Here is a 25,487-nt window from a genome sequence, read left to right on the forward strand (position 1 = left end):
ATATGCACCCCTTAGGAAGACAGGAGAATCTACAGTCTACCTAGGGGGTGTTTTATCCTTCTGCTGGTATCAGTAACAATCAGTGGAAAAAATCAGGTACTGCATTCGTCTGTGGATTGGTAGAAGAGGGGGGGCCAAGTAGGAAGAGCAGCCCTGTTTCTCGTAAAAGGGGATATGATCATCATAGGGCTGTCCTAACTAGTCAAGAGAATGGCTAATTGGAACAGCCTTTTTTGTTGAGAGCTGAGTATCAAATAGATTATTAGTTTAGCTGTAAAGCGTATTCACTGCATTTATAGAGAAAAAATAAATATAACACCAAAAATTGTAAATGTAAATGATAGATTACACATAAAATAGAATTATTATGTATTATTATGTATTTAAAGGTTGAATATGGTTAACGGAGCTGATGGCTATGAAAGTACATATTTTTGTTACAAATGATTGTAATTTGAGCTGCGATTACTGTTATGTATCTGGACTAAGAGAGAAACTGTATTTCGGTTCAGAGCTTGTTAATTCGTTGATCACTTTCATTAATAACGTGTTAGAACTTAATAAATCTGAGAGTGTAACCCTGAATTTTTTTGGGGGAGAACCTTTACTTAATAAGCGTGTGATAGAAGACATTATTAAAGCATCAAACAAAATAAAAGTAAAAACATATTTTATGATGACAACAAACGGAACATTATTGACGAAAAGTAACATAGATTTTCTTGTAAAACATAATTTTATTTTATCAGTCAGCATTGATGGTACACCAGAGGTTCACAATCGATACAGAACTTATTCTAATGGAGAACCTTCTTGGGAGAAAATAGCACCTAATTTAGAGTATTTATTAGAGAAGCTCCCTCATGTGACTGCGCGAATAACTTATAATACTGAAAGTGTCTCTAAGCTTTATCCCAGTGTTGTATTTGTATCTGAACTAGGTTTTCAAGAAATTAAACCCATACCTGATTTTTTTGATGAAAAATGGGATGAGGAGCATTTTTTAATACTTAGAGAACAATTTAAGTATCTTGAAAGCTTCTCACAGAATAATAAAAATATCCATCTTTCCGTTTTGGATAGAACTTTAAAAATACAAGGAGATTGTAGTGGAGGAGTCAGTAGTTTCGCAGTTAATGCCAATGGAGATATATATCCTTGTAACTATGTTGTAGGTGAAGAAGAGTTTTGCATAGGAAATATTAAAGATAGTGAAAAGTATGAATTGCATACCTTTCCTACTGATCATTCAGAACGATTTGAGTGTGAAGGTTGTTCTTATTTTAAATCATGTACAAGCTCTAGATGCATATTTGTGAATTATAAAATGACTGGCGAAATGTGCAAACCGAGTGGATTCTTTTGCGCTTATGAGCGTTTGGAATGCTCTTATGCTAAGACAAAATAGTTATCTTATAGCTTGATAATTTTGAAAAGCTATATGATATAGAGCCTGATTTGAAAGGAGGTGAGAAGATGAAAATTAATCCTGAGAAAAAGGAAGATTTGAAGTTAGATGTTAAAGGTTTTGGTTGTTGGAATGATTGTAATGTTTATTACGCTAATGATACAAGTACTTATGGATGTGGGTGGAAACCAACTCCTCATAATAGTTGGTTTTCATAGTAAGTTTGTAAAAAGGTGCGTTGTGACTGCAACGCACCTTTTTACTTAATGTACTGTAGATCTAATGAGCAGCCCATTCCTGATAATTTTTCAACCTGTCAGTCAGTGAAGTATGAGTGAGAAACAATGATCTGTTAATTTATAATGGGGTGAAAATTAATGATGCCAAGTCCTAGAGTTAGATTTAATAAAAACTATAGAAAATTAATAAAGAACGAATACATGATTTTAGGAAACATTTTTAATGGTCTTTGGATAAAATGTCCAACATATGTATATGAGTTTCTAAATAATTGGATTGAAAAAGAATATACTGTTAGCAATATGCTTGATGAATGTATGGATGTAGATACAAAGGAATATCTAAGTAATATGATCAAAACATTGGTTGGTATTGAAATCATTGATTATTATGACAAACATACACCAGATAATAAAGCAATAAAACATGTAACATTTGAGTTAACTACTGGTTGTAATTTAAGATGTAGCCATTGTTGTGTAAGTTGTGGGGAAATTGCCCGAGAGGATATGAGTTTTGAACTGTTAAAACAATTAATTAAATGGTGTGAGAAAAATGAAATTCGGAGTATTGCGTTGACTGGTGGAGAAATATTCATTCGGCATGACATTTGGGATATTTTAAACTATGTAAGAGCAAATTTCACTGGTTCAATTGAAATTATGACTAATGGAACTTTATTAAGGGAAAAGATGATTCCTGATCTTAAAGCCCTGGTTGATTACATTTCGATCAGTCTTGACGGTTATGATGAAGAAAGTGTATTGAAGATTCGTGGTCCAAAGGTTTTCAACAAAGTTAAGAGCACCATAAAAAGTTTGCAACAATCGGGACTTGAAAATATTAGTCTTTCTATGGTTTTGACCAAGGACATGATAACACACCAAAACAAGTTCCGAGAATTATGTTTATCTCTAGGTGTTACCCCCATTATGAGAGTTTTTACTCCTGAAGGTAGGGCAGATAGTAATTACGAGACCCTGAGTCCCCCATTCAAAATAAAGAACAAGAATGAACTTACAGAAGTAGAGCTAACTAGTCTTCAGAATGCTATAAATTTTAAATGTAGCTGTAATCTTAGCTCTAAAATATTCGTATGTTGTGATGGGTCCATATATCCCTGCTTTTTGACTAAAAATGAGAAGAATAGATTAGGGAGTACCAATGATTTGTTAGACGGTAAGTTAAAAGAAGCTGAGATAGTTCCGATTGTAGATACAATAGACGAATGCCGAGATTGTGATGTGAGGTATTTCTGCGCTACAGCATGTCCGGGACATGATAGAAATATTTTTATGAATGAGAAATATAGAAGTGAGATGTGTGATCAAATGAAGCCTTATTACAATATGATTGTATGGAAATGAATAGCACTACTCCAATTCTATATGAAAAGAAAATTACGGTAGCAGTTATTGATAGTGGACTCAGTAGTTTGCAGGTCAATACTAAAATCAAATTTTCATGCAGCTTGTTAGGGGACGATAGTATTGAAGATGGACATGGACATGGTACTGGTTTGGTAGGTATGTTAAGTGAATTTTGTGGCAACAGGATAGAATTCATAATTATTAAAGTTTTAGACGATAACTGCAGAGGTTCATCAAAAACACTCTTAAAAGCAATGGATATTGCCATTGACTTGCAACCGGATATTATAAATCTTAGTTTGGGCACTGAAGACATGTCTTTGAGAAGCGAATTTGTAACAAAATGCAAACTAGCTATCACTAAAGATATTCTTCTAATAACGACAACGAATGAGAATGAAAGAAGTCTACCTTTTATATTAGATGAAACTATAAGAATAAAATCGAGTAAACAAATCGTTGATACTGAACAATTATATATAGATCAATATTCTACATTTTATACTTTAGGCATCCCGCACATCGTTCCTTGGAAAAATGGCAAGTACGTTTTTATTAATCGAAATAGTTTCGCTCCCCCTTATTTCATTCGTAAGTTTTTGGATTATAAATTGAGAAATTCCTTGAATAACTATAGCACTGTGACTGAAATTAAGAAAAATTGTTCCAATATTGCTGAACTTAAAACTAAGGAATTAAAATTTGAGATCCCATCTGATTTTGATTTTTACAGAAGTCTACTTGAAATCACACAAAGGTATATTCCTCAGTTTGAAGAACAAAAAATAACATTTGCTCAAGGTTTAAAAATGAATGACTGTATAGACATATTAGTAGATACAGAAAAAAAATTTGGGATAAAGATACCTTTTACCTATTTCAACATTAATGACTTTACTTATATCTCAAATTTATCTAACAAAATTAATAAAGTGCTCTATTTTCATCTTTCTTAGGAGGAACTATGAGCAAACATAAGCGAATGATCATCGATCAAATAAAAAAACTGAAGATGCAGATTATAGGGATTATTTTCTTAACGATAATTGCCGCAATAATCGAGCTATCTATTCCATACCTTACTCAGAAGATTATCGATTTAGGAATATTGCATAAGGATTTTCAATTTGTAGTTCTATTAACATGTCTAATAATTGTGCTTTATATTATGTTATCCGTAATGAATTCTTGCATTAATCTAATGTTTGCAAAGGCAAGTGTAGAAGTTATTACTAATCTAAAAAAGGACATAATTACTAGGTTGCTCAGGTTTCCGGTTTCGTTTTTTGATAAGAATAAAACAGGATATGTCATTTCCAGAGTAGAAGAAATTGATACACTTAATGCATTGTTTTCTCCCGTTTTGATGGTTTTTTTAAAAAGTGTTATTTCATTTATCGGAGCATTTTTTGTAATTCTGGCTATACGTTGGGAGTTGCTCCTGTTTGCACTAGTTTGTTTACCTGTTCTCTTTTTTATCACTAGATATACTTCCAAACAAGTATTAAACACATCAAAGGAATTAAATGAATCAGCTGCAGAAGTTCAAGGTGAAATTCATGAAGATATTGCAGGTTTATCTGAAATGAAAAATTTCAATCTTGAAGAACATAAAGAATCTGAAATTAAGAAGTATTTTAGTGTGATTGCGAAAAAGTTAATGAGAAGGAATGTTTTTACAGTTGTTGGCAATGAGGCGAATTCCTTATTTGCCCTTATATCAAGGTCGATGTTTATCATTTTAATAAGCTATTACATTATTAATGGGGAGCTGACGGTTGGATCATACTTTTCATTGTTATCGTATATATCCAATTTGTTTACTCCTGTACAGATGTTCTCATCCATTAGTCTCTCCATTCAACCTGCCATTGCAGTCTTATCCAGAATGAGCTTTTTTATGGACAACGAAATTGAAGAAGGAAGCAAAGGGACAGTATTAATTAACAATATTAATACTATTCAGTTCAAAAAGGTTTACTTCTCCTACCCTGACAACGAGCGAGAAGTCTTACGTGATATAAATATAGAACTAAGTGAAGGAAAAAATTTGTTTGTGTATGGGCCTAATGGAAGCGGGAAGTCAACAATTGTAAAATTATTACTGGGGTTTTATACTAATTATGGCGGAGAAATTTTAGTGAATGGATACAATCTCAAGGACATAAATATTAATGATTTGAGAAGAAAAATAGGAATTGTTTCTCAGAAAATATACTTATTTTCTGGTAGTATCATGGATAATATTAAACAATGGGATGGGGGAATCACAGACGAGGAAGTTTATCGTGTTTTGGAGGAGTATGGATTATCAAGTGTTTTGAAAGATGAAAGTTATCATCATATTGGTGAGTCAGGAAAGAACTTATCAGGTGGTCAAATGCAAGAGATTGCACTCTCAAGAGCAGTTTTGAGACGACCGAGTTTATTTATTTTTGATGAGCCGACTTCGAACTTAGATATACAAAAAAAAGAAAAATTTGTACAGCTCTTGAATAAGCTAAAAAACAACTTATGTATAATTATAACACACGACGATTACTTGATGTCAAAAATGGATCGTGAGCAAGATATACTTTTAGATATATCCGATCCTGAGCTGTTGCGAAAGAGGAATGAGGTATGTCAAATCTAATCTTGATTGCTGATGATGAAATAGATATCGTGAATCTACTCCAAAATTATTTCGAAATCAATGGTTATCGGGTTATCACAGCAAGGAGTGGGACCGAAGTATTGCAGCAAGTTGAGTTTGATCCAGATCTTATTTTACTGGATATTCATATGCCAGATCTGGATGGCATTGAGGTTTGTACACGGATACGCAATTTTGTGTCCTGTCCTATTCTGTTTTTAACGGCAAAGGTAGAAGAGGCCGATAAGCTCAATGGATTCCGTGTCGGTGGGGACGACTATATTGTCAAGCCATTCAGCATTGAGGAGGTAGGGGCTAGAGTATCTGCACACTTGCGTCGCGAGCAGAGGCAGCGTTATAAGACCCAATCGAAATTCATTGATGATTTAGTCGTTGATTATTCTGCACGTGCTGTTTATTATCAAAACCGACCAATTTCATTTGCCAAAAAAGAATTTGATATTATTGAATTGCTATCCATGAACAAGGGTCAGATTTTTGATAAAGAGCGGATTTATGAACGAGTATGGGGGTATGACAGCGAGGGAGACAGCGCCGTTGTCGTTGAGCATATTCGAAGAATTCGAGCCAAATTAGCTTCGGTGAACAGTCATACGTATATTGCAACCATATGGGGTGTGGGATACAGATGGGTAGGATAATAGCAGGAATCCGCAACCTTTCGATTAGAAAGAGCTTTATGCTATATATGTTCATATTTCTAATGATGGCGGCTCTGCTTAGCTCTGTTGCAATTGGAGCTTCAAATGGAGTTAGAAACGATCTCTATCATAAATATAACGCTCCGAACAAGAATAGTTCTGAGCCTATAAATAATCATTATACGCCGAATGATGAAATTATTCTTCAAATTTGCGATATTGTTGAAGCATGGTCTATTCCGATATTTCTTGGACTGTGCAGCATGTTGTCCTCGTTTGTATTTTATCGCCATAAACTGAAAAAACCTATTGCACTATTAGGCATGGCTTCTGAAAAAATAGCGAATCATGACTTGAATTTTCATATCCATTATGAGAGCAAGGACGAGATGGGGAAGCTCTGCGATTCCTTCGAGAAAATGCGAGCTGCATTGGATGACAACACTCGGCAAATGTGGCGTTCTATGGAGGAGCGCAAACAATTGAATGCTGTTTTTTCCCATGACCTGCGCACACCGCTCACGGTACTTAGGGGATCTACGGATTTCTTGGTGAACTATCTGCCCCAAGGTAAGATCAGTGCAGACAAAGTGATGTCTACCGTATCTGCAATGTCCGCACATATTTTACGGCTGGAGAACTATGTTCAATTGATGAGCGAGATTCAAAGATTGGAAGACAGCAGCATTTACACAACAAACGTAAATATAGATCATTTTATCAAACAGCTTAACAGTATTGCCGAGGTGTTAGTAGAGGGACGTCATCTTAAAATGACATTTGAAAACCATATTGCCCAAACAGAACTGCACTTTGATGCTGACACGGTTATACGGATATTCGAAAATATGCTTAGCAATGCAATTCGTTATGCTGACAAGACAATATCCATAGGTTTGGAATCCATGAATGGCATGCTGTGCATTACAGTTAGTGATGATGGCGAAGGTTTCTCGGAGGAGGATCTCGAACAAGCGACTAAACCGTTCTACAAACGTAAAGCAATAAACGGGAGTGGCGGTTTTGGTTTGGGACTACATATATGCAAGATTTTATCTGAAAAGCATGGTGGAGGACTTAGAATAGCTAACAATGAGACATGCGGAGCGAGAGTAACTGTCATGTTCCAATGTAAAAGTACCAATACACCTAACATCGATATTCGTTGATAAAAAATAGATAATTATTAGATATCCTTTTCTCAGCAGACAGCTAAGGGAAGGATGTTTTTTTGCTTTAAGTGGAGCATTCCTGAAATGGATTCTTTGAGTTTACCCGAAGGGGGGCGTTGGATTTGATTCTGGAAGGAAAGAAATTGTGCAAGTATTATGGCACAGGAGAAAGCCAAGTAAAGGCCATACATGAAATTGATTTCACTGTGGAGAAAGGAGAGTTTATCTCCATTGTCGGGCAGTCAGGTGCGGGTAAAAGTACTTTAATGCACATCATTGGTGGTTTGGATGCACCGACAAGCGGCGAAGTCATCATGAATGGAACTTCTATTTATACACTACCGGCAAATCAACTAGCCGTGTTCCGCCGTCGTGAAATCGGTTTTGTCTTCCAATCATTTAATCTCGTGCCATCACTTAACGTATGGGAAAATATCATATTACCCATTGGACTTGACGGAAAAAAGGCTGACGTTGAATACATCAAAGATATTTTAAACACGCTGGATATTTATGAGAAACGAACTAGTCTACCAACGGCGTTGTCAGGGGGACAGCAGCAGCGCGTTGCCATCGCCCGTGCGATTGCTGCTAAACCGTCGATCATCCTTGCCGATGAACCTACTGGGAATCTGGACAGTCGTTCCAGTAGAGACGTCCTGAATCTCCTGAGATTGTCGATACAGAGGTATAACCAGACATTAATTATCGTTACGCATAATGAGGATATCGCATCATTGTCCGACCGAACGGTTCGGGTAGTTGATGGTTCGATCGTTGTGGAGGCATCGCAATGAAAGATACTGTATCCGTACGAGACATAGCATGGAAAAATTTAAGCCACTACAAAGGCAGAACCCTGTTAACTATATTTACAACAGCCCTATCCGTTGCCTTAGTATTTGTCGTGTTCACGTACTTTCACTCTGAAGATAACCGCAATAAGAGGGCAGCTATGAATGAAATTGGTGCCTTTCATGTGCAATATGAGGAATTGTCATTGAAGCAACAACAGCAGATCGTGAGTAACCCTAAGATCAAGGAGTATTATCTTTCGTATAACAGCAGAAATATTAGCTCCACTACATTTGAGAAACTGAATATCCATATGGCTATTGGTTACATGGAGGGAATAAATAACGGACTGATTGAACTGAGGCGAGGCCGTGCGCCAGAGGCTGATCATGAAATTGTATTGGATGAATGGCTCCTTCATGTATTAGGTTATTCTTCTGAGTTAGGACAAAGAATCGCGTTAGATTTGCAGGTTATAAGTGATGATCAGACTAAAGAAATAACGAAAACCTTTGAACTGGTAGGTATTACTGAAGACATTGCTATTCGAAAGGCTGCAAGAGCCGGATTGATGTTTGTATCAAAAAGCTTCTCGGAGCAGTATAGTCCGGATCCGGAAGTAACGGTTTTTGCACTACTGAAATCCAACTTAAACGCTGCCTCGGTCGCGGAGGATATAGGTAAACAAGCAGGCTTGTCAGATAAGCAAATTAAAATAAATGAACGCTATACAGGCGCTTATGAACAGAATCCGACAACTATTCTGCAGTCTGCATTAGCTGTGTTGGTTATCGTTTTAAGCTCTGGAATGGTTATTTATAATATTTTCAACATTTACATTTCACAACAAATACGTTTGTTTGGCATGATGAAAGCGATTGGCATGACTCCAAGACAATTACGACGCATGATTCTAATAGAGGGACTGATTATTTCTTTCATCGGCAGTATTGTTGGAATTCTACTGGGAATAGGTTGCAGCTTGGCATTCATTCCGTTTCTCGGAAATGCGGGCTCTACCGATCTTTCTCTGTATGTAGAGATATCTCCATTTCATGTTGGCGTAGCATTCTTATCAGGTCTGCTTTTCGTCATTCTTTCAATCCAATTTCCAGCCAGAAGAGTAGGGAGAATCTCGGAGATTGCAGCGACCCGCTATAATCCGGTTGCTGACGCATGGAGGAAGAGAAAAACAACCAGAAATCAATTGAACAATTCCCTTAGCAGCTTCACCTTGGTATCTGCGCAAGTTATACGTCATCGCAAACGTACTTGGATTACTGTCACTTCAATCACTTTGACAGGGCTGATCTTTATCGTTACAAGCAGTATCCTGAACAGTATGAATATGGGCAATGTAGCCGCGAGTATGGTGCCAGGCGATTACAAGCTGAGTGTTAACTCTTACCGAGGAGTGGATGAGCATCTCGATTTGTTGAACGAAGGAATCGTGAAGCAGATACATGATATGAATGGGATTCAGTCTTTGTATACGGAAATGTATGATGAGTTCCTCTATAACAAGCAGGATGCGGCAGTTCATCTTAAAAACATAGAGGATATCCGAAATCCTGCGATTACTTCAGAAATCTATGGCTATGACGATGCTCTAATGCAAAAGACACTACATGCACTAGGGAATAACAGACACGCATTAGAGGAGATGAAGAATGGGAACGTGCTTATTGCCATCGCCGAGGATGGGACCTATAAGGTCGGTGATAAGATCAGAATGACCCCGCTTGGAGAACAGCGGGCAGAGCTTGAATTCACAATCGTCGGCGTTCTTCCTAGTTATATTACTTATAAAGGAGACTCTGCTTATGGAGGGACTTTCATTGTCCATCAGGATATGTTTAAGCGCCTAGGGCTGGATCAGCGTGTCAAGCAAGTCAGTGTGACCGTGCCTAAAAAGGAATTCGAGCATGTAGAACAACGCTTAAAAGAAATTGCTGCGGCCGATCATAGAATTGGGTTTACTTCATTCCAAGAGATTTATCAGGAATTTCATGAGGCGAAACGGTTGATCGAGTTATCCGCCTATGGTTTTATTGCAACGCTGCTCGTCATTAGCATATGTAATCTGGTCAATTCAAATCTGACAAGCATGATAGCTAGAAAAAGGGAGATCAGCGTGATTGAGGCAATTGGGTTGTCACAAAACCAATTAGCAATACAACTTGGTAGCGAAGGATTAGTAGTTATATTGGTTAGTCTGTTGTTGACTTTTATTGTGGGCATACCCACAGGATATATTATCGTTGATATTTTTAAGCGCGAAGCCACCTATGCCCAATATCAATTTCCGATTGGTGCTATGTTGATAATAATAGGTGCCTACATTGCGGTTCAGTTGTTTACGACCTACTATATGCATCGACGCTTTAGAAAGGAAAGCCTGATCGAACGAATTCGGTTTAGTATATGAACAAACGAGGAAATCGACTTACTTCATGAAGGAGGTGTCTTAATATGCATGGGTATAGAGGAGTGTTCAGGAACCATTGTTGGCGTAGTTTTACTGTATTGTTCTTCATTGTACTGTTTTTAACAGCATGCAGTAAAAACAGCGAGGAGGGTTTTTATCCAGAATATAACGGAGTAAAGTACACAGGTGAAGGGACGCTCGAAACAAAAGTTGATGTAGCAATCTTCAATGAAGATGAGGCTTTGTTTGTGCAGACAGTTAAGATTATGGATGACCATCCTACCGTGGGGAAGGTCATGCAAGCCATTTCAGACGACGATGAACAGGGGGTGCTGATAGAAAAAGACCAGGAAGGGCAAATATTAAGCGTTGATGGTATCGTGAATGACGAAAACAAACATTGGGTGCTTTCTATTAACAACGTAATTGACGAAGGGAACACGGAAGAGATTGAAATTGGCGAGGACCAGTCATTGACGCTAATTTACACTGCCGATCCTTAAAGAAATCTAGCAGCTCAGTTAGGTACCAGCTTCCATAAATTCCTTCACAAATCGACGAACTGCTCTAACGGTCGATCACCGGTAATAAAAGGGATGTAAGCTTTGTTTCTTAGCTCGAGAAGCGCCGGTCCATTCTGGACCAGGGAGAGCGTCGCCACTTCCAAGGCATTATAGATCCTGTCCTGATCCGGATTTAAGGCCCATTGCTCTCTTCTTTCAGTTGGCAGAGAGGGAACCATCATGCCAATATTGGCGCCGATGACATTCTGATATAAAGAAATGACGGTACAGGGCTGACCTCCCTGGCACCGCCAATTCTTTATTTTTTGCTGTCTTTTTTATCAATTGAACCGTCTCATTAAGTAAGCAGACTTACTTTGGGGACAGCCCTGTTATATGCATGAAACCTTTATTGGAGTATGGACGAAATGGTGAAACAAATTCATAATGGAACTATATGTTGAAACCGAAGGCACGGCACGTGCGTATTTTTTTGTGAAGTATAGTCATGCAAAGAGAAGTGGGGTACAGTCATGAGAGAATCGTTCAAGCGATTGGTGGAGCACCGTTATTTTCAACCTATTATTATTGGAATCATCTTTTTGAACGGCGTGATCATTGTCGCCGAAACGTACAGCACGAGTCAGTTTCTGGCCTACCTTGACAAAATTATCCTCGGGATTTTTGTATTGGAGATTCTTTTGAAGATTACCGGTCTCGGATTTAAGCGATATTTCTCGAGCGGGTGGAACTGGTTTGATTTCTTGATCGTTGCCTGCAGCCTGATCTTCCTGACCACACCGTTCGTAAGCTCGCTGCGTCTGGTCCGGGTTCTGCGCCTATTCCGAATGATCCCTGCGATTCCGGCACTGCGTAAAATTATCGACTCGTTAATCCGGTCGATGCCGGCTTTAACCGGGGTGCTCGGATTGACGCTGCTTATTTTTACGATTTATGCGATTATTGGCACTACATTTTTTAAGGATGTGCTTCCGTACGAATTTTTTGGCAGCTTCCATAATTCTCTATTCACATTGATGCAGGTGGTCACCTTTGAGTCGTGGGCGAGCCAAGTGGCCAGGCCGGTCATCGCGGAAATGCCATGGGCTTGGATTTATTTTATAACGTTTATTATTGTTGGGGCGCTTGTCATCTTAAACCTCGTAGTTGCTGTTATTCTAAGTTACTTGGGACAGGAAGAGGAAGAGAGTCGGGACGAGCGACTGGATCAGCTGTTGAAAGAAAATATGGAGCTGAAGAAAGACGTACAGGAAATCAAGCAGCTGCTGCTTGAGCAATACAGGTCGAATCGTTAGTCCCGTCCGTGTGTCAAAAGCAAGATTTTTGCAGGGCCCTCATTAAAGGGCCTTTTTTTCATGGAAGAAAGCTATAGTCGCTTGCATCAGATCACCCAGCACAACAGGGGAACGATCAAGGCAAAGAACGGGGTGGCCAGAGAATTGCTGGAAAACGTATGCTTCCCCCACAAGAAGATGAGCAGGGTTAAGGCTCCCGCTGCTGCGCGCAGCCAGAGCTGCTCCGGATTTCCGCCTGTGAATAAGGCGAAGAACAGAAATCCGACCGCTCCGTAAACGGCGGCTTGTTTAGCCTTATGCAGGGAAGGCAAGAACGAGAGTATGGCATCTGCCGCAAGGGATGCAGTAAGCGCGTAACCGTATACCCAGTGCTCTTGCGGCAGATAGAGGCCTAACCATTCCGAAGCTCGATCAGCGCCGGGAGACCACACCCAATCGAGCAGGCTCAGCAGCAGCACAACGATGCCGGCGCTGGCCAGCTTGTTTAATGCATAAAATCCCATGTCCATCCGGCCGGACCGTTTAGGAATTCCCGTGTTCATGGTACACATCCTCTGCTTGTTATTCATAGCTTCTCGAACGCTTAAGGCACCGCTGTTAACTGGTCACCATCTGTCCCCCGTTGACGTGAATAGCCTGACCCGTGACAAAAGAGGAACAGATGGACGACGCCAAGTAAACATAGGCAGGCGCCAGCTCATAGGGTTGTGCCGCCCGCTTCATCGGTGAATCCGTTCCGAACACGGCGACCTCTTCGGCTGGGAAGCTGGATGGGATGAGCGGCGTCCAGACCGAGCCGGGAGCGACGGAATTGACGCGGATGCCTTGATCGACGAGCGAAAGGGCAAGGGATCGGGTAAGGGAAACGATGGCGCCTTTAGTGGAAGAATAGTCGATGAGCTCCTTAAATCCCTGATAGGCGGTAATGGAGGCCGTGTTGATGATCGACGCTCCGGATTTCATGTGGGGCAGCGCAGCTTGGATCATGAAGAAAAAGGGAAAGATATTCGTTTGATAGGTATGATGCAGCTGTTCCTCCGTGATGTCCAAGATGCTGCGCTGAACATACTGGACGGCATGGTTGTTTACAAGCACATCCAGCTTGCCGAAGTGGGCTATCGTCTCGTTTACTACGGCTTCGCAGTTCTTTTTATACCGCAGGTCGATCTTCATTAAGAGGCAGCGTCTGCCGAGCGACTCAATCCGCTGCTTCGTTACTTCCGCATCCGAAGTTTCATATAAGTATGGGATGACCAGATCGGCACCTTCCTTGGCAAAAGCAATGGCCGCCGCTTTGCCGATGCCGCTGTCCCCTCCGGTTACAATGGCGATTTTGCCATCCAGTTTACCGCTGCCCCGGTAGGCGGGATCCTCGCTGATCGGACGCGGTGACATGAGGCTTTCAAGACCGGGCTGGCAGTTTTGATGCTGGGGAGGGAACGCGATGGGCTGTTCCTTGCATTTGGTTTTGGAGCCTACGTATGGAATGGGCTGCTGGGGATTCATTTCCTTCCTCCTTTGATATACAGAGTGTTTTCGTTGAACGCCGATGCTTTATCTCTATGCATCCGCCCAGTCGGGGGTGCCGTTTATGAACAGAATAGGAGAAAGGTCGTGCGCAAACGCGCGGGTTACAGATTTTTACGCTGTCTTTCGGGCTATTGGAGCGAAGTGTAATGGTTGGCGAATTGCCAAGGTTCAATTGCCGGAGCTGCTGCATTGACAAAAGCGCAGACACATTGATACGATGATACTAATTCTGACAAGTTTGCTCTGATTTATATGGGTTGACGTTCGAGAGGACCTTACATAGCGATCTTATAAATGGATGGCGACACTATAACATAAGCCGAGGTGAATGATTATGGCGAAAGCTGTTATTATTAACGGAAGTCCTACAGCCGGATCCCGCTTGAATGCGGTTATGGAATATGCGGAGCAGGCATTGACTGCTGCGAATTTCGAGGTTAGCCGGATCGACGTGGCCGCCCTGCCGCCTGAGGATTTGATTCATACCAAGTTTGAGAGTGAGCATATTGTCAAAGCGAACGGGCTTGTGGCCGAGGCCGATGCCGTGATTGTGGCAAGTCCGGTTTATAAAGCTTCGTTTACCGGTGTTCTGAAGACCTTTTTAGACCTGATTCCGCAAAAAGGCTTGGCCGGCAAAATCGTGCTTCCGATGTTTATCGGCGGCAGTCTCGCACATCTGCTGGCAATTGATTATTCGCTCAAGCCCGTGCTTTCTTCGATCGGGGCCCGTCATATCCTTGGCGGCGTGTACGCGGTGGATGCCCAGGTGGCACGTACCGAGGATGGCGGATTTGATGTAGCGGACGTGCTTCAGGAACGCTTGACCTCCGCGATGGAGGAATTAATTGAAGAAACCCGTTACCGGACAGAACGCGCATAAGGATAGCATGAGTGGACGGCAGGGATGAAAGCGATAGAGATCAATAGAGATCATATGGAGGGATATCATTTGCAAAAGCTAGTGTTTTTTGTCGGCGTGGCCGGTACAGGCAAGACAACCGTAGCCAAGAAGCTTGCAGTCCGTATACCGGCTGCATTTCTCGACCGTGATACGGTGGGGGGACGCTTTGTTGAGAAGTTCCTGGAAAGTAACGGACTGGATCCGAATGACCGCGACTCTTCCTTTTATAAAAAGAACCTGCGCGATCTGGAATATGATACGACCAAGGATATTTGCATCGAGAACCTGGGTGCCGGACAAAATGTTTTTATGATTTCTCCGTTTACCGCCGAGCTTAAGAACCGCGAATGGATTGAAGAAGTCATTGCATCGGCAGGGTTAACGAAAAGCGACGTTGACGTGAAGGTCATCGTGGTTGCGCTCAAAGACATGGATTTGCAGAAGGAGCGCATCATTGACAGACAGACCGAGCGGGATCAGTGGAAGCTGGATCATTGGGACGACTTCAAGAAGCGCGTCGATTTCGTGCCGGAAGTGAACTGGGACATTCCGCAGACGTCCATTAAGGTATTCGATAACAGCGGCGATTTGACGGAAGAGAAGGTTGAGGAGCTCTATCAGTTTATCATATGCGAGTAGCATATCAGAATAACACCATTCGATATCGTATAAAAAAGTGCGTCATACCAGGTGCCGTCGAGCCCTGTGATGGCGCATTTTTATTGAGTATCGACGAGGCATCAACATCTCGAGGCAATACCCCCTATTATGGCGTGAAAAAGGATGTTCGTATTCACCCTTCAGGGAAACGCCCCATGCTTATGCTCGGAAATATCGAGCGATGGTCCTGAATTGGAACCATTGCTGGAATGATATATAGTAGAGTAGTAATTATAGGTTTCACAATCGAGGAGGGAAAGCGCTTGGATAACGCTGCTATGCTTGCCTATCTACGAAGCGTTGTGTTAATGAGGGATCGCATCCCTTCATTTCATGAATATCCTTTTAATTTGCCGGCCGTTGCGGCTTTGGACGGTCTTCATTTTCATCCGAAGGTTACTTATATCGTAGGCGAGAATGGCATGGGCAAATCCACGCTGCTGGAGGCGATTGCTGTAGCATTGGGTTTCAATCCGGAGGGGGGCACCATCAATTTCTCTTTTTCCACGGCGGAGACGCATTCTGTGCTGTATCAATATATCCGTACGGTTCGAGGAGTCCGGAAGCCGCGGGACGGTTTCTTTTTCAGGGCGGAAAGCTATTATAATGTGGCCTCCGAGGTTGATTCACTGGCGCTTTGGCATTCCTATGGCGGAAAGTCGCTGCATCATCAATCCCATGGTGAGTCCTTCTTTGCGACGTTTCTGCACCGCTTCGACGGCAACGGACTGTACATCATGGACGAGCCGGAAGCGGCCTTGTCGCCATTTCGCCAAATGGCGCTGCTCAGACGCATCCATGACCTGGTCCAGGAAGACTCGCAGTTTATTATTTCCACCCATTCGCCAATTGTTATGGCTTATCCCGATTCCATCATCTACAAGCTGACTTCCGAAGGGGTGGAAGAGTCGAGCTTGGAGGAAACGGATCATTATATGATTACGAAGGAATTCGTAAATCGCCGGGAAGCGATGCTGCACGAATTGTTTGCAGACGATGAGGAATAAACGGGAAAGATAAGGACTTGTAAGATCGCATAGATCTTGCGAGTCCTTTTTATGTAGGAGCCTTTATCGTACCGAGCGTTTCGAGTCAGGGGAATGATTAGGAGTTTTCCATCCGTAGATATTTCTGATGTTAAGAATCATGGATATTCGAAATCCTGAAATAAACTTAGAACAATTTAAGTAATTAGTCAGTTATACCTCGATAAATGGGATAAAATAGAATTATAATCATGAAAATGGTGTTTACAAGTTAGAATCATTGAACTAAAATAAGAAGCGAGGTGAAAAACTCTGGAGAACGGAAGAGAAGCAAGCGTCGAGAGACTCATGGAGATGTATCGTGAGTTATCGGATAAAATGACGAGCCATCGGGTCGTATCTTTTTTGAGTCACTTGAGAAAGAACGATTTAACGATGAATCAGTATAAGATCTTAAGTTTGATCGAGCAGCAGGGTCCACTGCTTCCCAACCGGTTGGCTGAGCATATGGAGCTTAAGGCTGCAACGATCACGTATTTGGTGGACGCTCTGGGACAGCGGGGGCTGGTGGTTCGAACGCCAAATCCCAGTGATGGACGCAGCCACTATGTCAATCTTACGGCAGAAGGCCGGCAGCTTGTGCTCGATGCCCGCAGTGAAGGAGATTATGCCGTCATGGAATCCTTCAAGCAGCTGGATGAGGACGAGGCGGATAACCTGTATATTTTACTGCGATTGCTTGGCAGGAAATTATTTCCATAACACCAAAGACCAAACTCTTTGAATCCCGCCTCCAGCTCTGTTAACCAGATCCGGGCGGGGTTACTTTGTTTAGGAGGCTTCATGTGAATACACAAGATAAATCTTCATTTTGGCTTATAATGAGCGCTATCTTTTTCGGTAATTTTCTGGCTGTGCTCAGCATTACGACCATCAACGTGGCTTTTCCCGTTGTCATGGAGCAGTTCGATGCCACGCTGAGCACAACTCAATGGCTGATGGCCGGTTATTTGCTGGCAACGGGCATTGTGGCTCCCATCGTAGGTTACATGGGGGACCAGCTCAGTTATAAGAGGCTGTTTGTCCTGGCCTTGTTGGGCTTTACGCTTTCGTCGCTATTATGCGTTGTAGCCTGGAACATCGAGACTTTGATTGCTTTCCGGATTACGCAAGGCGTGTTCGGCGGGATGATTATCCCGATTACGATGACCATCATCTACCAGGTATTCCCCCGGGAGCGGCAAGCCTACGCCATGGGACTATGGAGCCTGGCCTCTATGCTGGCACCGGTGATCGGGCCGACACTTGGCGGATGGCTGGTGCAATATTTTGGATGGAAATCCATTTTCATTCTAAATATTCCGATCGGTCTGATCTCGATGGTCATCGTAAGCAAATTCATTCCTTTTTATCGACTGACCGGGAAGAAGAGGTTCGATTTCCTCGGATTCTTGACGGTGGTGGCGGGCAGTTCTCTTTTGCTGCTCTCCTTCAGCCACGGCAACGACTGGGGCTGGGGATCCTGGAAGACCCTGTCCCTGCTCATCTCCGGAATTTTACTGCTGCTGTTCTTCATTAAGTGGGAGCTGCGGATTTCATCCCCGTTATTGCAGCTTAAAGTATTCAAATTCCCCCGATTTCGGTACAGCTTGATCCTGAACTGCATCGTGACGATATCGCTGTATACGGGAACCTTGCTGGTGCCGCTCTATTTACAGACCGTGCTGAAGCTGTCTCCGATGGATACCGGACTTATCATGCTGCCGGGCGCGGTTGTCATGGCCGCTGCGTCGCCGATTATCGGCAAATTTTACGATCGGATCGGTCCATTCCGGCTGGTGATCACGGGAGTTCTCATCATTGTGGCCGCCACGCTCGCTTTCAGCGGAATCGGCATCCATACCTCGGTTCTGTACATTTCCTTGCTGCAGCTGGTTCGCTGCCTCGGCATTGCTTTATGCAATATGCCGTTAACGAACGCAGCGATGAGCGCGGTGTCCAGCGAATATTCAGGCCACGCATCGTCCATCACGAACTGGGCGCGCCAAGGGCTCGCTTCGTTATCGATCGGCATATTCAGCGCACTGGTGGTATCCAGAACGTCCTACTACATGGGTGCGGGGGCTTCGACCCAGCGTGCGGCGACAACGATGGGCATTGATGACGTGTTTATGATCGGAACGATGGTGGCTGTTATTGCCATACCTCTTACATTTTTGTTACGGGTCAAAAAGAAAAAAACGGCTCACCCTGTTGCGCTCTGACCGGGCGTTCATCGGCCAAGTGGAGAAGATAATCCTGCGGGCCGTTGAAGCCTGGCGTAAGATAGGGAAACTCGAAAGGTATCAAGCGATTGAATGGGGTATGTTGAGCTGCATCGTTGGCGTCAAGGATAACCTCAAGCATGGGCAAATAGGACGTTAACTGGTAAGAGGGCAGCTGAAGGGCTGCTCTCTTTTTTTGCATTACACCCGTCAATGGATTGCACGAATTATGACAACGCTGTTCTTTTATTGAAATCGCGGTCTGTGGTAGGGTGAAGTATACGAATTACGAATGTGCAGGTGGTAGGAGGAGCTTATGGAATTTATACGGAGGCTGTGGATTTTCGGTTATCAGCAGGCGTTGTCCTGCATATTTCCGGTTATGATCTTCGGTGCGCTGGGACTGACCAAGGTGGTTGAGATTCCCGGCTTGGCGCGGTATGATCTCATCCTTCTCATATGTGTGCTGGCGCAAATCGGGATGCTGGTGAGCAAACTGGAGACATGGGATGAGCTGAAGGTCATCTGCGTCTTTCACGTCATCGGTTTGATGCTGGAGCTGTATAAAGTGCACATGGGCTCGTGGTCTTACCCGGAGGAAGGCTGGAGCAAAATCGGCGGCGTCCCGCTGTACAGCGGCTTTATGTACGCCAGTGTGGCCAGTTATATATGCCAGGCATGGCGCCGAATGCATTTGCGTATAACGGGCTGGCCGCTGCCCGTGCTGACCGTGCTGATCAGCGCAGCGATCTATGCCAACTTCTTTACCCATCACTATGTGTGGGATGCACGCTGGCTTCTCACGGCATTGTTATTCGTGGTGTTCGGCAGAACCATGGTGTATTTTGACGTGGACGGAAAAACGCTGCGGATGCCGCTGGTGCTGTCGTTTCTGCTGATTGGCTTTTTTATCTGGATCGCTGAGAACATTTCTACGTTTCTTGGGGCCTGGACTTATCCGGGTCAGGAGCGCACATGGAGCCTTGTGCATATCGGCAAAATCAGCTCGTGGTTTCTGCTGGTCGTGATCAGTGTCATCATTGTAGCTCAGCTGAAGCATCTGAAGCAGGGCAGAGGACCGTCCCAAGGCAATCCGAAGGGAACGGTTATGTGAGCCCAGTTTAGCGGATTTGACCATTTATGCCTAATCATATATCCTATGGTTAATTAGATGATGGAAAGCTAACGTTGCGACTCGAGCTTAAGGCAAGAGACTTTGTATGAACATAGATGTTTGGCATAGATGAACCGCGCGAAGCAGAAGGGAGGAGGATCCACATGAAAAAAAGATCATTGGCGTCTTTGGCAAAAGGCATGGGATACTCCACCGCTGTTTTCTTTGATCCGTCCGATGATGGGAGAAGTGTGTCCAAAATCGGATATTCGGGCGATCAAGGATCCTTCCATTCGATGACCGAATGAGGATGCAGTGGAATTAAACACCACAGGTCGCTTGCTTGTGGTTGCATAGATCGGCATGTACACCACAGGTGCGCTGTGGTGTTTTTTTGTGCTTCTAATGATTCAAACAGAGGAGAGGGATACGTATGTTCATGCAAGGGAAACAGATTTATGTGAAGTCGGTAGAGGAATTGGATGTGGACGCACTTCTGAAGCTCGAGAAGGATAACCGGGATTTTTTCCAGCGGTTCACGGGCTTAAGGGAAGAGAGCTTCTACACCCATCAGGGACAGCTTGAGCGGATCCGAAAGGCCATGGAAGCCAGCAAGGCAGATCAAGGGTATGTCTATGTGATTGGGCTGCGGGACACCGGAGTGATCATCGGGGAGATTATGCTTACCGAAGTGGTGCGGGGGGATCTGCAGAGCTGCTGGATCGGTTATTTTTTGGACCAAGACCATAACGGAAAGGGGTATATGACCGAAGCGGTTCAATTGGTCGTGAGGTTTGCCTTTCAGGAATTGAAGTTTCACCGGATTGAGGCGGGCGTGATGCCGCACAACCTGGCCTCGATCCAAGTGCTTTTGAAAGCCGGATTCCATAAAGAAGGAATTGCCCGAAAAAACGTGAAAATCAACGGAACGTGGGAGGACCATCAGACGCTGGCTATTTTGAATGAAGCCGATGAGCAGCAGCCGTCTTCAATTCAGCGGTACAATCCACCTGTCATTGCCCCGCCGATCGGGCCTTATACCCATATAACCAAGGTTCCGAGAGGGAGCGAGCTGCTGGTCTTCTCCGGTCAGGTGGGAACCGACAGCGAGGGGAACCTGCCGGACGATATGAAGCAGCAGGTGGAGAACACCCTGGCGAACATTGAGAGGTTATTGGCTGCGGAAGCGATGTCGGTGGATCATATCGTCAAAATCAACATTTGGGCGGCTCAGGAGGTCGACTGGGATCACTTCCATCAGGTATGGGAGAAATTCCACGGGGGGAAGGCCCCGGCCATGACGATGGCCTACGTGCCGGCATTGGCGATGCCGTCCATTCTGGTGGAGATCGAGGTATGGGCAGCAAAGGGATAGCATTGATGAACCGTAAGTAAGAGCTGTAGACTTGGACTGCGGCCGATCATATGCAGTTACAAAAAAACCTCCGTGGATTCCTGTTAAGGGATCACGGAGGTTTGTTATATGGAGAGGAGCTTATAGATCGTCAAACCCGTTGTCGTCGCCAACTTTGCCGTAGTTACGGGATTTGGCTTCGAAGAAGTCGGTCTTCGTTGCGTTGAGGGCTTCATCCGAGAAAGGCTTGATCCATGGCATGCAGTTAACGTCCACGCCTTCATAAGCTTTTTCCAGACCCATCATGGTGATACGACGGTTCGCGATGTACTTGATGTAATCGCCCAATTCGTTCAGATCGATGCCGCGCACATTGCTGAGTGTGTAGTGAGCCCAGTTGGTCTCAAGCTCAACCGCACGGTCAATGGTGCGGTACAGGTAGTCGATGTTCTCTTTCGTGTTCAGCTCAGGGAAGTCCTTGAGCAACTGCTTGAACACTTCGGCGAAGAAGTAGCAGTGCTGGTTCTCGTCACGCTGAATATAGGAAATCATCTGGCTGGTTGCCATCATCTTCTGGTCACGGGCCAAGTTGTAGAAGAAGGCAAACGTGCTGTAGAAGAAGATGCCTTCCAGGATCAGGTCAGCCACCATCGCTTCGAAGAAGGACTGCGGCGACGGATTGTCACGGAAGTTTTGATAGATGTCCGAAATGAACTGATTGCGCTCTAGCAGAACCGGATCATGCTTCCAGTACTCGAAGATTTCCTTCTGTTCCTGATCCGAAACGATGGAAGAGAGCACATAGGAATAGGATTGGTTGTGAACCACCTCTTGCTGACCGATGATGGCCGAGATGGCTTCGAGCGACGAATCCGTGAAGTAACGCTTCACGTCGCTTACAAACATCGTCTGCATGGAATCCAGAACAGCCAGCAGGGAGATGTTGATCTTGAAGGTGCGCTGCTCTTCAGGGTCCAGGCGCGGGAACTGCTGCGCATCCTTGGACATTGGAATCTCGTCCGCGATCCAGTGGTTCAGCAGCAGGACCTTGTACAGCTTGTACATATGAGGCATCCGAATGTCGTTCCAGTTCAGAATCCCGGAGCATTCACCTTCAATAACACGCGTGGAGCGGTTGGGTGCTTCGGTGTTAAATATCTTTTGCATTTGCATGCCGATTTTCTCTCCTTGTATATCATAGTAGGGCGGCGCATAGGTGAAGCTGAGGGATATTGGTCCAGCATATTCACGGGACGGGTATCCATCTCCAGCCGCTTGTTGTCCGCCCTTTGCCTGAATGTATTGTAAAGGTTGCAAAGGGCTCCCAAAGGCGGACGTAAACTCTTCCGATTGGATACCCTTACCCTTGTAGTTCTACTATTTAGAAAGCTTATCCACTCCTGCTGTGCGGGAACACCCGCATACAGCCGTTCGATGCTTGTTGGCACCACATGAAAAGCGATTCCCAAAGGGAGAGCAATCCACGCAGGCAGTAACTCAACAAAACGCACGAAGTAACTCATTAGCTTCGCACCACATGAGAAGCGATTCCCAAAGGGAGAGCAATCCACGCAGGCAGTAACTCAAGAAATCGCACGAAGTAACTCATTAGCTTCGCACCATATTCAAGCGTTCCCGAAGGGAGAAAGCGCTCCTGGCCACTAAAGTAACTATAGAAGCGCATCATTCTCGCCATGCACACCTTGCGGGTGTCCAGAGGGCAGCGCCCTTGGGGCCCTCCCTTGGAAGGGAGGGTTTGGGTGGGTTCGAAAAAGGTTAGACTAAACTCTTAGCTTGCGCACGACTCACACTCTTCAATCGTCAGCGCACGGCTGCGTACATAGTACGTGGACTTGATACCGGCTTTCCAAGCATGCAGGTGCAGCTCCAGGAATTCCGAAGCACGGATATCAGGGCGGACATACAGGTTAAAGCTTTGTGCCTGGTCAACGTGACGCTGACGGGCGGCAGCCATTTTGATGGACCAATGCTGGTCGATCAAGAAAGCCGTTTTATAGTACCAGATCGTTTTTTCGGATAGATCCGGAGCCGGGTTAGCCACTTTATAGGTGGTTTTTTCTTCATAAGAAAGAAGTTCGTACAATGGATCGATGCTTGCCGTGGAACCCGCGATGATCGAGGTGGAGCCGTTCGGTGCGATGGCAAACAGCCATGCGTTACGGACACCGTTCGCTTGTACTTCTTGCTGCAATTCGCGCCATTGTTCGGTGGTTACGAACTTGCCTTCATGCTCGCCGTCGGTGTAACCGCGGAACGTAAAGTACTCGCCGCTCTCCCAGTCGGAGCCTTTGAATTTCGGATAATGGCCTTTTTCCTTGGCCAGCTCCATGCTGGATTTAACGAGCAGGTAGTTGATGTGCTCATACAGGTTGTCATTATAGGCAACGGCTTCGTCGGATTCCCAGCGAATGCCTTCCAGCGCCAGCAAGTGGTGCAGACCGAAGGTGCCGAGACCGACCGCACGATATTGACTGTTGGTATATTGAGCTTGCAGAACTTCAATATTGTTAATGTCGATGACGTTATCCAGCATGCGAACCTGAATTGGAACGAGACGCTCCAATACACCGGCAGGTACAGCACGAGCCAAGTGGATAGAGTTCAGGTTGCAGACAACGAAATCGCCAGGGATTTTGGAAATGACGATTCGAGTTTGGCCGTCTTTCGTAACCAGCTCTTCTTGCTCAACGACTGTCGGAGATTGGTTCTGCATGATCTCCGTGCACAAGTTGGAAGAGTAGATCATGCCATGCGCAGAGTTCGGGTTCGCACGGTTGACCGTGTCGCGGTAGAACATGTACGGTGTACCCGTTTCAAGCTGGGATTTCATGATGCGCTTCATAATGTCGATGGCTTGTACCGTAATGCGGGGCAGCAGCGGGTTCGCCACGGCTTCAGCATACTTTTGACGGAATTCGCCTTCGCCTTGTCCTTGATCATAGAAGTCTTCAAGGCCCAGCGGACGGCCATTCTCGTCTTTCCAGCCCATGATTTTCTTCACTTCATGCGGACAGAACAGGCTCCACTCTTCACGTGCTTCTACAGCCTCCATGAACAAGTCAGGCAGACATACGCCATGGAACACGTCATGTGCTCTCATACGCTCGTCACCGTTGTTCAGCTTCAGATCCAGGAAGGATAGAATGTCTTTGTGGAACACATCCAGATAAACCGCGATGGCACCTTTACGAGTTCCCAATTGGTCAACGCTAACAGCGGTGTTGTTCAACTGGCGAATCCAAGGGATAACGCCGGAGCTGGTATTCTTGTGACCGCGGATGTCAGAGCCGCGTGCACGGACTTTACCGAGGTATACCCCGATGCCGCCGCCCATTTTGCTGAGACGGGCGATATCCGTATTGGAATCGAAGATCCCTTCCAGGGAGTCGTCTACGGTATCGATGAAGCAGCTGGAAAGCTGGCCGGCTACCTTTTTGCCTGCATTGGACATTGTCGGCGTAGCCGCCGTCATGTACAGGTTACTCATGGCCCAGTAGGCTTCTTTGACAAGGTCAAGACGCTTGTCGGCAGGCTCGTTATGCATGAGGAACATTGCGATGACCATGTAGCGTTCTTGCGGAAGTTCCATAACGCGACCGTCAAAATCGTTTGCCAGGTAACGCTCAGCCAGCGTCAACAGACCGATGTAATCAAACAGCAGATCGCGGCTTGGATCGATGCACTCGCCGAGCTCTTCGATTTGTTCTTTGGTATAGCTGGTCAGAAGATCCTCGCGATAGATGCCTTTCTGTACAAGCTCCGTAATGAGCGGATAGAAGGCACCGTATGGCTCTTCCGGGTAGGCTTTGTATCGGCGGTTGGTGGCCGCTTTTTTATATAAAGAGGTCAGAAACGAACGCGCAGCTGCAAACTTCCAATTCGGCTCCTCTTTGGTGACAAGCTCAAGGGCGGACATCGTGAAGGCGTTGCTGATTTCTTCGCCGGTAACTTGCTCGCCGCGCAATTTGGCATTGACGCCGCGAAGCAGGCGCTCTTTATCGAGCATGTCCAATCCTTTCAGAGTCCGATCGGCATAGACGGAGAGGCGAATTTCATCAAAGGCGAGCTGACGGTTGTTCGGTTTAACTACGAGCTGGGGCATGAATAAATTCCTCGCTTTCTTCGGGG

The 25,487-nt window shown here is 44.5% G+C and carries 24 protein-coding genes; 19 read left to right on the top strand and 5 right to left on the bottom strand.

The features are described from left to right. Positions 1 to 412: 412 nt before the first annotated feature. The 10 genes from MKX98_RS03410 (at position 413) to MKX98_RS03455 (ending at position 11,213) form a co-directional block, all read left to right on the top strand. The gene (locus MKX98_RS03410) at positions 413 to 1,408 is read left to right on the top strand and encodes a radical SAM protein (RefSeq protein WP_339221445.1); all 996 of its coding nucleotides are present in this window, start codon (positions 413 to 415) and stop codon (positions 1,406 to 1,408) included. A 68-nt stretch (positions 1,409 to 1,476) separates the two neighbouring features. Next, positions 1,477 to 1,626: a hypothetical protein gene (locus MKX98_RS03415; protein WP_194540751.1), complete on the top strand. Its 150-nt coding sequence runs from the start codon at positions 1,477 to 1,479 to the stop codon at positions 1,624 to 1,626. A 159-nt stretch (positions 1,627 to 1,785) separates the two neighbouring features. Beyond that, positions 1,786 to 3,015 (top strand): radical SAM protein, encoded by a 1,230-nt coding sequence (locus tag MKX98_RS03420; RefSeq protein WP_194540752.1) that lies wholly within the window; start codon positions 1,786 to 1,788, stop codon positions 3,013 to 3,015. After that, the gene (locus MKX98_RS03425; RefSeq protein ID WP_339221446.1) at positions 3,006 to 3,974 is read left to right on the top strand and encodes a S8 family serine peptidase; all 969 of its coding nucleotides are present in this window, start codon (positions 3,006 to 3,008) and stop codon (positions 3,972 to 3,974) included. The genes MKX98_RS03420 and MKX98_RS03425 overlap by 10 nt, the downstream gene beginning before the upstream one ends. 8 nt (positions 3,975 to 3,982) lie before the next feature. Beyond that, positions 3,983 to 5,653, top strand: a complete 1,671-nt coding sequence (locus MKX98_RS03430; RefSeq protein ID WP_339221448.1) for an ABC transporter ATP-binding protein — start codon at positions 3,983 to 3,985, stop codon at positions 5,651 to 5,653. Next, complete coding sequence (locus MKX98_RS03435; protein ID WP_220686672.1) at positions 5,641 to 6,315, top strand: response regulator transcription factor; 675 nt, start codon at positions 5,641 to 5,643, stop codon at positions 6,313 to 6,315. The genes MKX98_RS03430 and MKX98_RS03435 overlap by 13 nt, the downstream gene beginning before the upstream one ends. 62 nt (positions 6,316 to 6,377) lie before the next feature. Then, positions 6,378 to 7,484: a HAMP domain-containing sensor histidine kinase gene (locus MKX98_RS03440; RefSeq protein WP_194540756.1), complete on the top strand. Its 1,107-nt coding sequence runs from the start codon at positions 6,378 to 6,380 to the stop codon at positions 7,482 to 7,484. A 119-nt stretch (positions 7,485 to 7,603) separates the two neighbouring features. Next, complete coding sequence (locus tag MKX98_RS03445) at positions 7,604 to 8,284, top strand: ABC transporter ATP-binding protein (RefSeq protein ID WP_194540757.1); 681 nt, start codon at positions 7,604 to 7,606, stop codon at positions 8,282 to 8,284. Then, the gene (locus MKX98_RS03450; RefSeq protein WP_339221450.1) at positions 8,281 to 10,710 is read left to right on the top strand and encodes an FtsX-like permease family protein; all 2,430 of its coding nucleotides are present in this window, start codon (positions 8,281 to 8,283) and stop codon (positions 10,708 to 10,710) included. The genes MKX98_RS03445 and MKX98_RS03450 overlap by 4 nt, the downstream gene beginning before the upstream one ends. 44 nt (positions 10,711 to 10,754) lie before the next feature. Continuing rightward, positions 10,755 to 11,213 (top strand): hypothetical protein, encoded by a 459-nt coding sequence (locus MKX98_RS03455; protein WP_339221451.1) that lies wholly within the window; start codon positions 10,755 to 10,757, stop codon positions 11,211 to 11,213. Positions 11,214 to 11,257: 44 nt separating this feature from the next. On the opposite strand, the gene MKX98_RS03460 is transcribed toward MKX98_RS03455, so the two are convergent. Beyond that, on the bottom strand, positions 11,258 to 11,455 hold the full coding sequence (locus MKX98_RS03460) for a hypothetical protein (RefSeq protein ID WP_220686668.1): 198 nt from the start codon (positions 11,453 to 11,455) through the stop codon (positions 11,258 to 11,260). 291 nt (positions 11,456 to 11,746) lie between these two features. On the opposite strand from MKX98_RS03460, the gene MKX98_RS03465 reads away from it, so the two are divergent. After that, positions 11,747 to 12,529 carry an ion transporter gene (locus MKX98_RS03465; protein WP_339221454.1) on the top strand — a complete coding sequence of 261 codons (783 nt, stop codon included), beginning with the start codon at positions 11,747 to 11,749 and terminating at the stop codon, positions 12,527 to 12,529. Between the two features lie 86 nt (positions 12,530 to 12,615). On the opposite strand, the gene MKX98_RS03470 is transcribed toward MKX98_RS03465, so the two are convergent. Beyond that, complete coding sequence (locus tag MKX98_RS03470) at positions 12,616 to 13,071, bottom strand: hypothetical protein (protein WP_220686666.1); 456 nt, start codon at positions 13,069 to 13,071, stop codon at positions 12,616 to 12,618. A gap of 55 nt (positions 13,072 to 13,126) precedes the next feature. Next, on the bottom strand, positions 13,127 to 14,035 hold the full coding sequence (locus MKX98_RS03475; protein ID WP_220686665.1) for an SDR family oxidoreductase: 909 nt from the start codon (positions 14,033 to 14,035) through the stop codon (positions 13,127 to 13,129). A 358-nt stretch (positions 14,036 to 14,393) separates the two neighbouring features. Between MKX98_RS03475 and ssuE the strand changes: the two genes are divergently transcribed. From ssuE to MKX98_RS03515, 8 genes are all read left to right on the top strand, one after another. Further along, a complete protein-coding gene (ssuE, locus tag MKX98_RS03480) occupies positions 14,394 to 14,939 on the top strand; it encodes an NADPH-dependent FMN reductase (protein WP_194540764.1) in 546 nt (181 codons plus the stop codon). A 69-nt stretch (positions 14,940 to 15,008) separates the two neighbouring features. Beyond that, positions 15,009 to 15,599: an AAA family ATPase gene (locus tag MKX98_RS03485; protein ID WP_339221455.1), complete on the top strand. Its 591-nt coding sequence runs from the start codon at positions 15,009 to 15,011 to the stop codon at positions 15,597 to 15,599. Between the two features lie 284 nt (positions 15,600 to 15,883). Beyond that, the gene (locus tag MKX98_RS03490; protein ID WP_194540765.1) at positions 15,884 to 16,627 is read left to right on the top strand and encodes an AAA family ATPase; all 744 of its coding nucleotides are present in this window, start codon (positions 15,884 to 15,886) and stop codon (positions 16,625 to 16,627) included. A 327-nt stretch (positions 16,628 to 16,954) separates the two neighbouring features. Next, positions 16,955 to 17,368, top strand: coding sequence for a MarR family transcriptional regulator (locus MKX98_RS03495; protein WP_339221456.1), 414 nt, complete (start codon positions 16,955 to 16,957; stop codon positions 17,366 to 17,368). 83 nt (positions 17,369 to 17,451) lie between these two features. Beyond that, positions 17,452 to 18,870 (top strand): MDR family MFS transporter, encoded by a 1,419-nt coding sequence (locus MKX98_RS03500; RefSeq protein ID WP_071222127.1) that lies wholly within the window; start codon positions 17,452 to 17,454, stop codon positions 18,868 to 18,870. Between the two features lie 316 nt (positions 18,871 to 19,186). After that, positions 19,187 to 19,984 carry a DUF817 domain-containing protein gene (locus MKX98_RS03505; RefSeq protein ID WP_339221458.1) on the top strand — a complete coding sequence of 266 codons (798 nt, stop codon included), beginning with the start codon at positions 19,187 to 19,189 and terminating at the stop codon, positions 19,982 to 19,984. Positions 19,985 to 20,148: 164 nt separating this feature from the next. Continuing rightward, positions 20,149 to 20,292: a hypothetical protein gene (locus tag MKX98_RS03510; protein WP_194540768.1), complete on the top strand. Its 144-nt coding sequence runs from the start codon at positions 20,149 to 20,151 to the stop codon at positions 20,290 to 20,292. 125 nt (positions 20,293 to 20,417) lie between these two features. Next, the gene (locus MKX98_RS03515; RefSeq protein ID WP_339221461.1) at positions 20,418 to 21,359 is read left to right on the top strand and encodes a GNAT family N-acetyltransferase; all 942 of its coding nucleotides are present in this window, start codon (positions 20,418 to 20,420) and stop codon (positions 21,357 to 21,359) included. 120 nt (positions 21,360 to 21,479) lie between these two features. Here the strand turns inward: MKX98_RS03515 and MKX98_RS03520 are convergent, their stop codons facing one another. Then, a complete protein-coding gene (locus MKX98_RS03520) occupies positions 21,480 to 22,511 on the bottom strand; it encodes a ribonucleotide-diphosphate reductase subunit beta (protein ID WP_071222122.1) in 1,032 nt (343 codons plus the stop codon). 616 nt (positions 22,512 to 23,127) lie between these two features. Continuing rightward, positions 23,128 to 25,461: a ribonucleoside-diphosphate reductase subunit alpha gene (locus MKX98_RS03525; protein ID WP_071222121.1), complete on the bottom strand. Its 2,334-nt coding sequence runs from the start codon at positions 25,459 to 25,461 to the stop codon at positions 23,128 to 23,130. Between the last annotated feature and the right edge of the window lie 26 nt (positions 25,462 to 25,487).

Origin of the sequence: Paenibacillus sp. FSL W7-1332 (assembly GCF_037969785.1) — a bacterium.
In the GTDB taxonomy this organism is placed as follows: domain Bacteria; phylum Bacillota; class Bacilli; order Paenibacillales; family Paenibacillaceae; genus Paenibacillus_AQ.

Bases quoted from the DNA above. Each gene is read 5' to 3' on its own strand.
- MKX98_RS03410 (WP_339221445.1), top strand. From the start codon at position 413: ATGGCTATGAAAGTACATATTTTTGTTACAAATGATTGTAATTTGAGC.
- MKX98_RS03415 (WP_194540751.1), top strand. From the start codon at position 1,477: ATGAAAATTAATCCTGAGAAAAAGGAAGATTTGAAGTTAGATGTTAAA.
- MKX98_RS03420 (WP_194540752.1), top strand. From the start codon at position 1,786: ATGATGCCAAGTCCTAGAGTTAGATTTAATAAAAACTATAGAAAATTA.
- MKX98_RS03425 (WP_339221446.1), top strand. From the start codon at position 3,006: ATGGAAATGAATAGCACTACTCCAATTCTATATGAAAAGAAAATTACG.
- MKX98_RS03430 (WP_339221448.1), top strand. From the start codon at position 3,983: ATGAGCAAACATAAGCGAATGATCATCGATCAAATAAAAAAACTGAAG.
- MKX98_RS03435 (WP_220686672.1), top strand. From the start codon at position 5,641: ATGTCAAATCTAATCTTGATTGCTGATGATGAAATAGATATCGTGAAT.
- MKX98_RS03440 (WP_194540756.1), top strand. From the start codon at position 6,378: ATGATGGCGGCTCTGCTTAGCTCTGTTGCAATTGGAGCTTCAAATGGA.
- MKX98_RS03450 (WP_339221450.1), top strand. From the start codon at position 8,281: ATGAAAGATACTGTATCCGTACGAGACATAGCATGGAAAAATTTAAGC.
- MKX98_RS03455 (WP_339221451.1), top strand. From the start codon at position 10,755: ATGCATGGGTATAGAGGAGTGTTCAGGAACCATTGTTGGCGTAGTTTT.
- MKX98_RS03460 (WP_220686668.1), bottom strand. From the start codon at position 11,455: ATGATGGTTCCCTCTCTGCCAACTGAAAGAAGAGAGCAATGGGCCTTA.
- MKX98_RS03465 (WP_339221454.1), top strand. From the start codon at position 11,747: ATGAGAGAATCGTTCAAGCGATTGGTGGAGCACCGTTATTTTCAACCT.
- MKX98_RS03470 (WP_220686666.1), bottom strand. From the start codon at position 13,071: ATGAACACGGGAATTCCTAAACGGTCCGGCCGGATGGACATGGGATTT.
- MKX98_RS03475 (WP_220686665.1), bottom strand. From the start codon at position 14,035: ATGAATCCCCAGCAGCCCATTCCATACGTAGGCTCCAAAACCAAATGC.
- ssuE (WP_194540764.1), top strand. From the start codon at position 14,394: ATGGCGAAAGCTGTTATTATTAACGGAAGTCCTACAGCCGGATCCCGC.
- MKX98_RS03495 (WP_339221456.1), top strand. From the start codon at position 16,955: ATGGAGATGTATCGTGAGTTATCGGATAAAATGACGAGCCATCGGGTC.
- MKX98_RS03505 (WP_339221458.1), top strand. From the start codon at position 19,187: ATGGAATTTATACGGAGGCTGTGGATTTTCGGTTATCAGCAGGCGTTG.
- MKX98_RS03510 (WP_194540768.1), top strand. From the start codon at position 20,149: ATGAAAAAAAGATCATTGGCGTCTTTGGCAAAAGGCATGGGATACTCC.
- MKX98_RS03515 (WP_339221461.1), top strand. From the start codon at position 20,418: ATGTTCATGCAAGGGAAACAGATTTATGTGAAGTCGGTAGAGGAATTG.
- MKX98_RS03520 (WP_071222122.1), bottom strand. From the start codon at position 22,511: ATGCAAATGCAAAAGATATTTAACACCGAAGCACCCAACCGCTCCACG.
- MKX98_RS03525 (WP_071222121.1), bottom strand. From the start codon at position 25,461: ATGCCCCAGCTCGTAGTTAAACCGAACAACCGTCAGCTCGCCTTTGAT.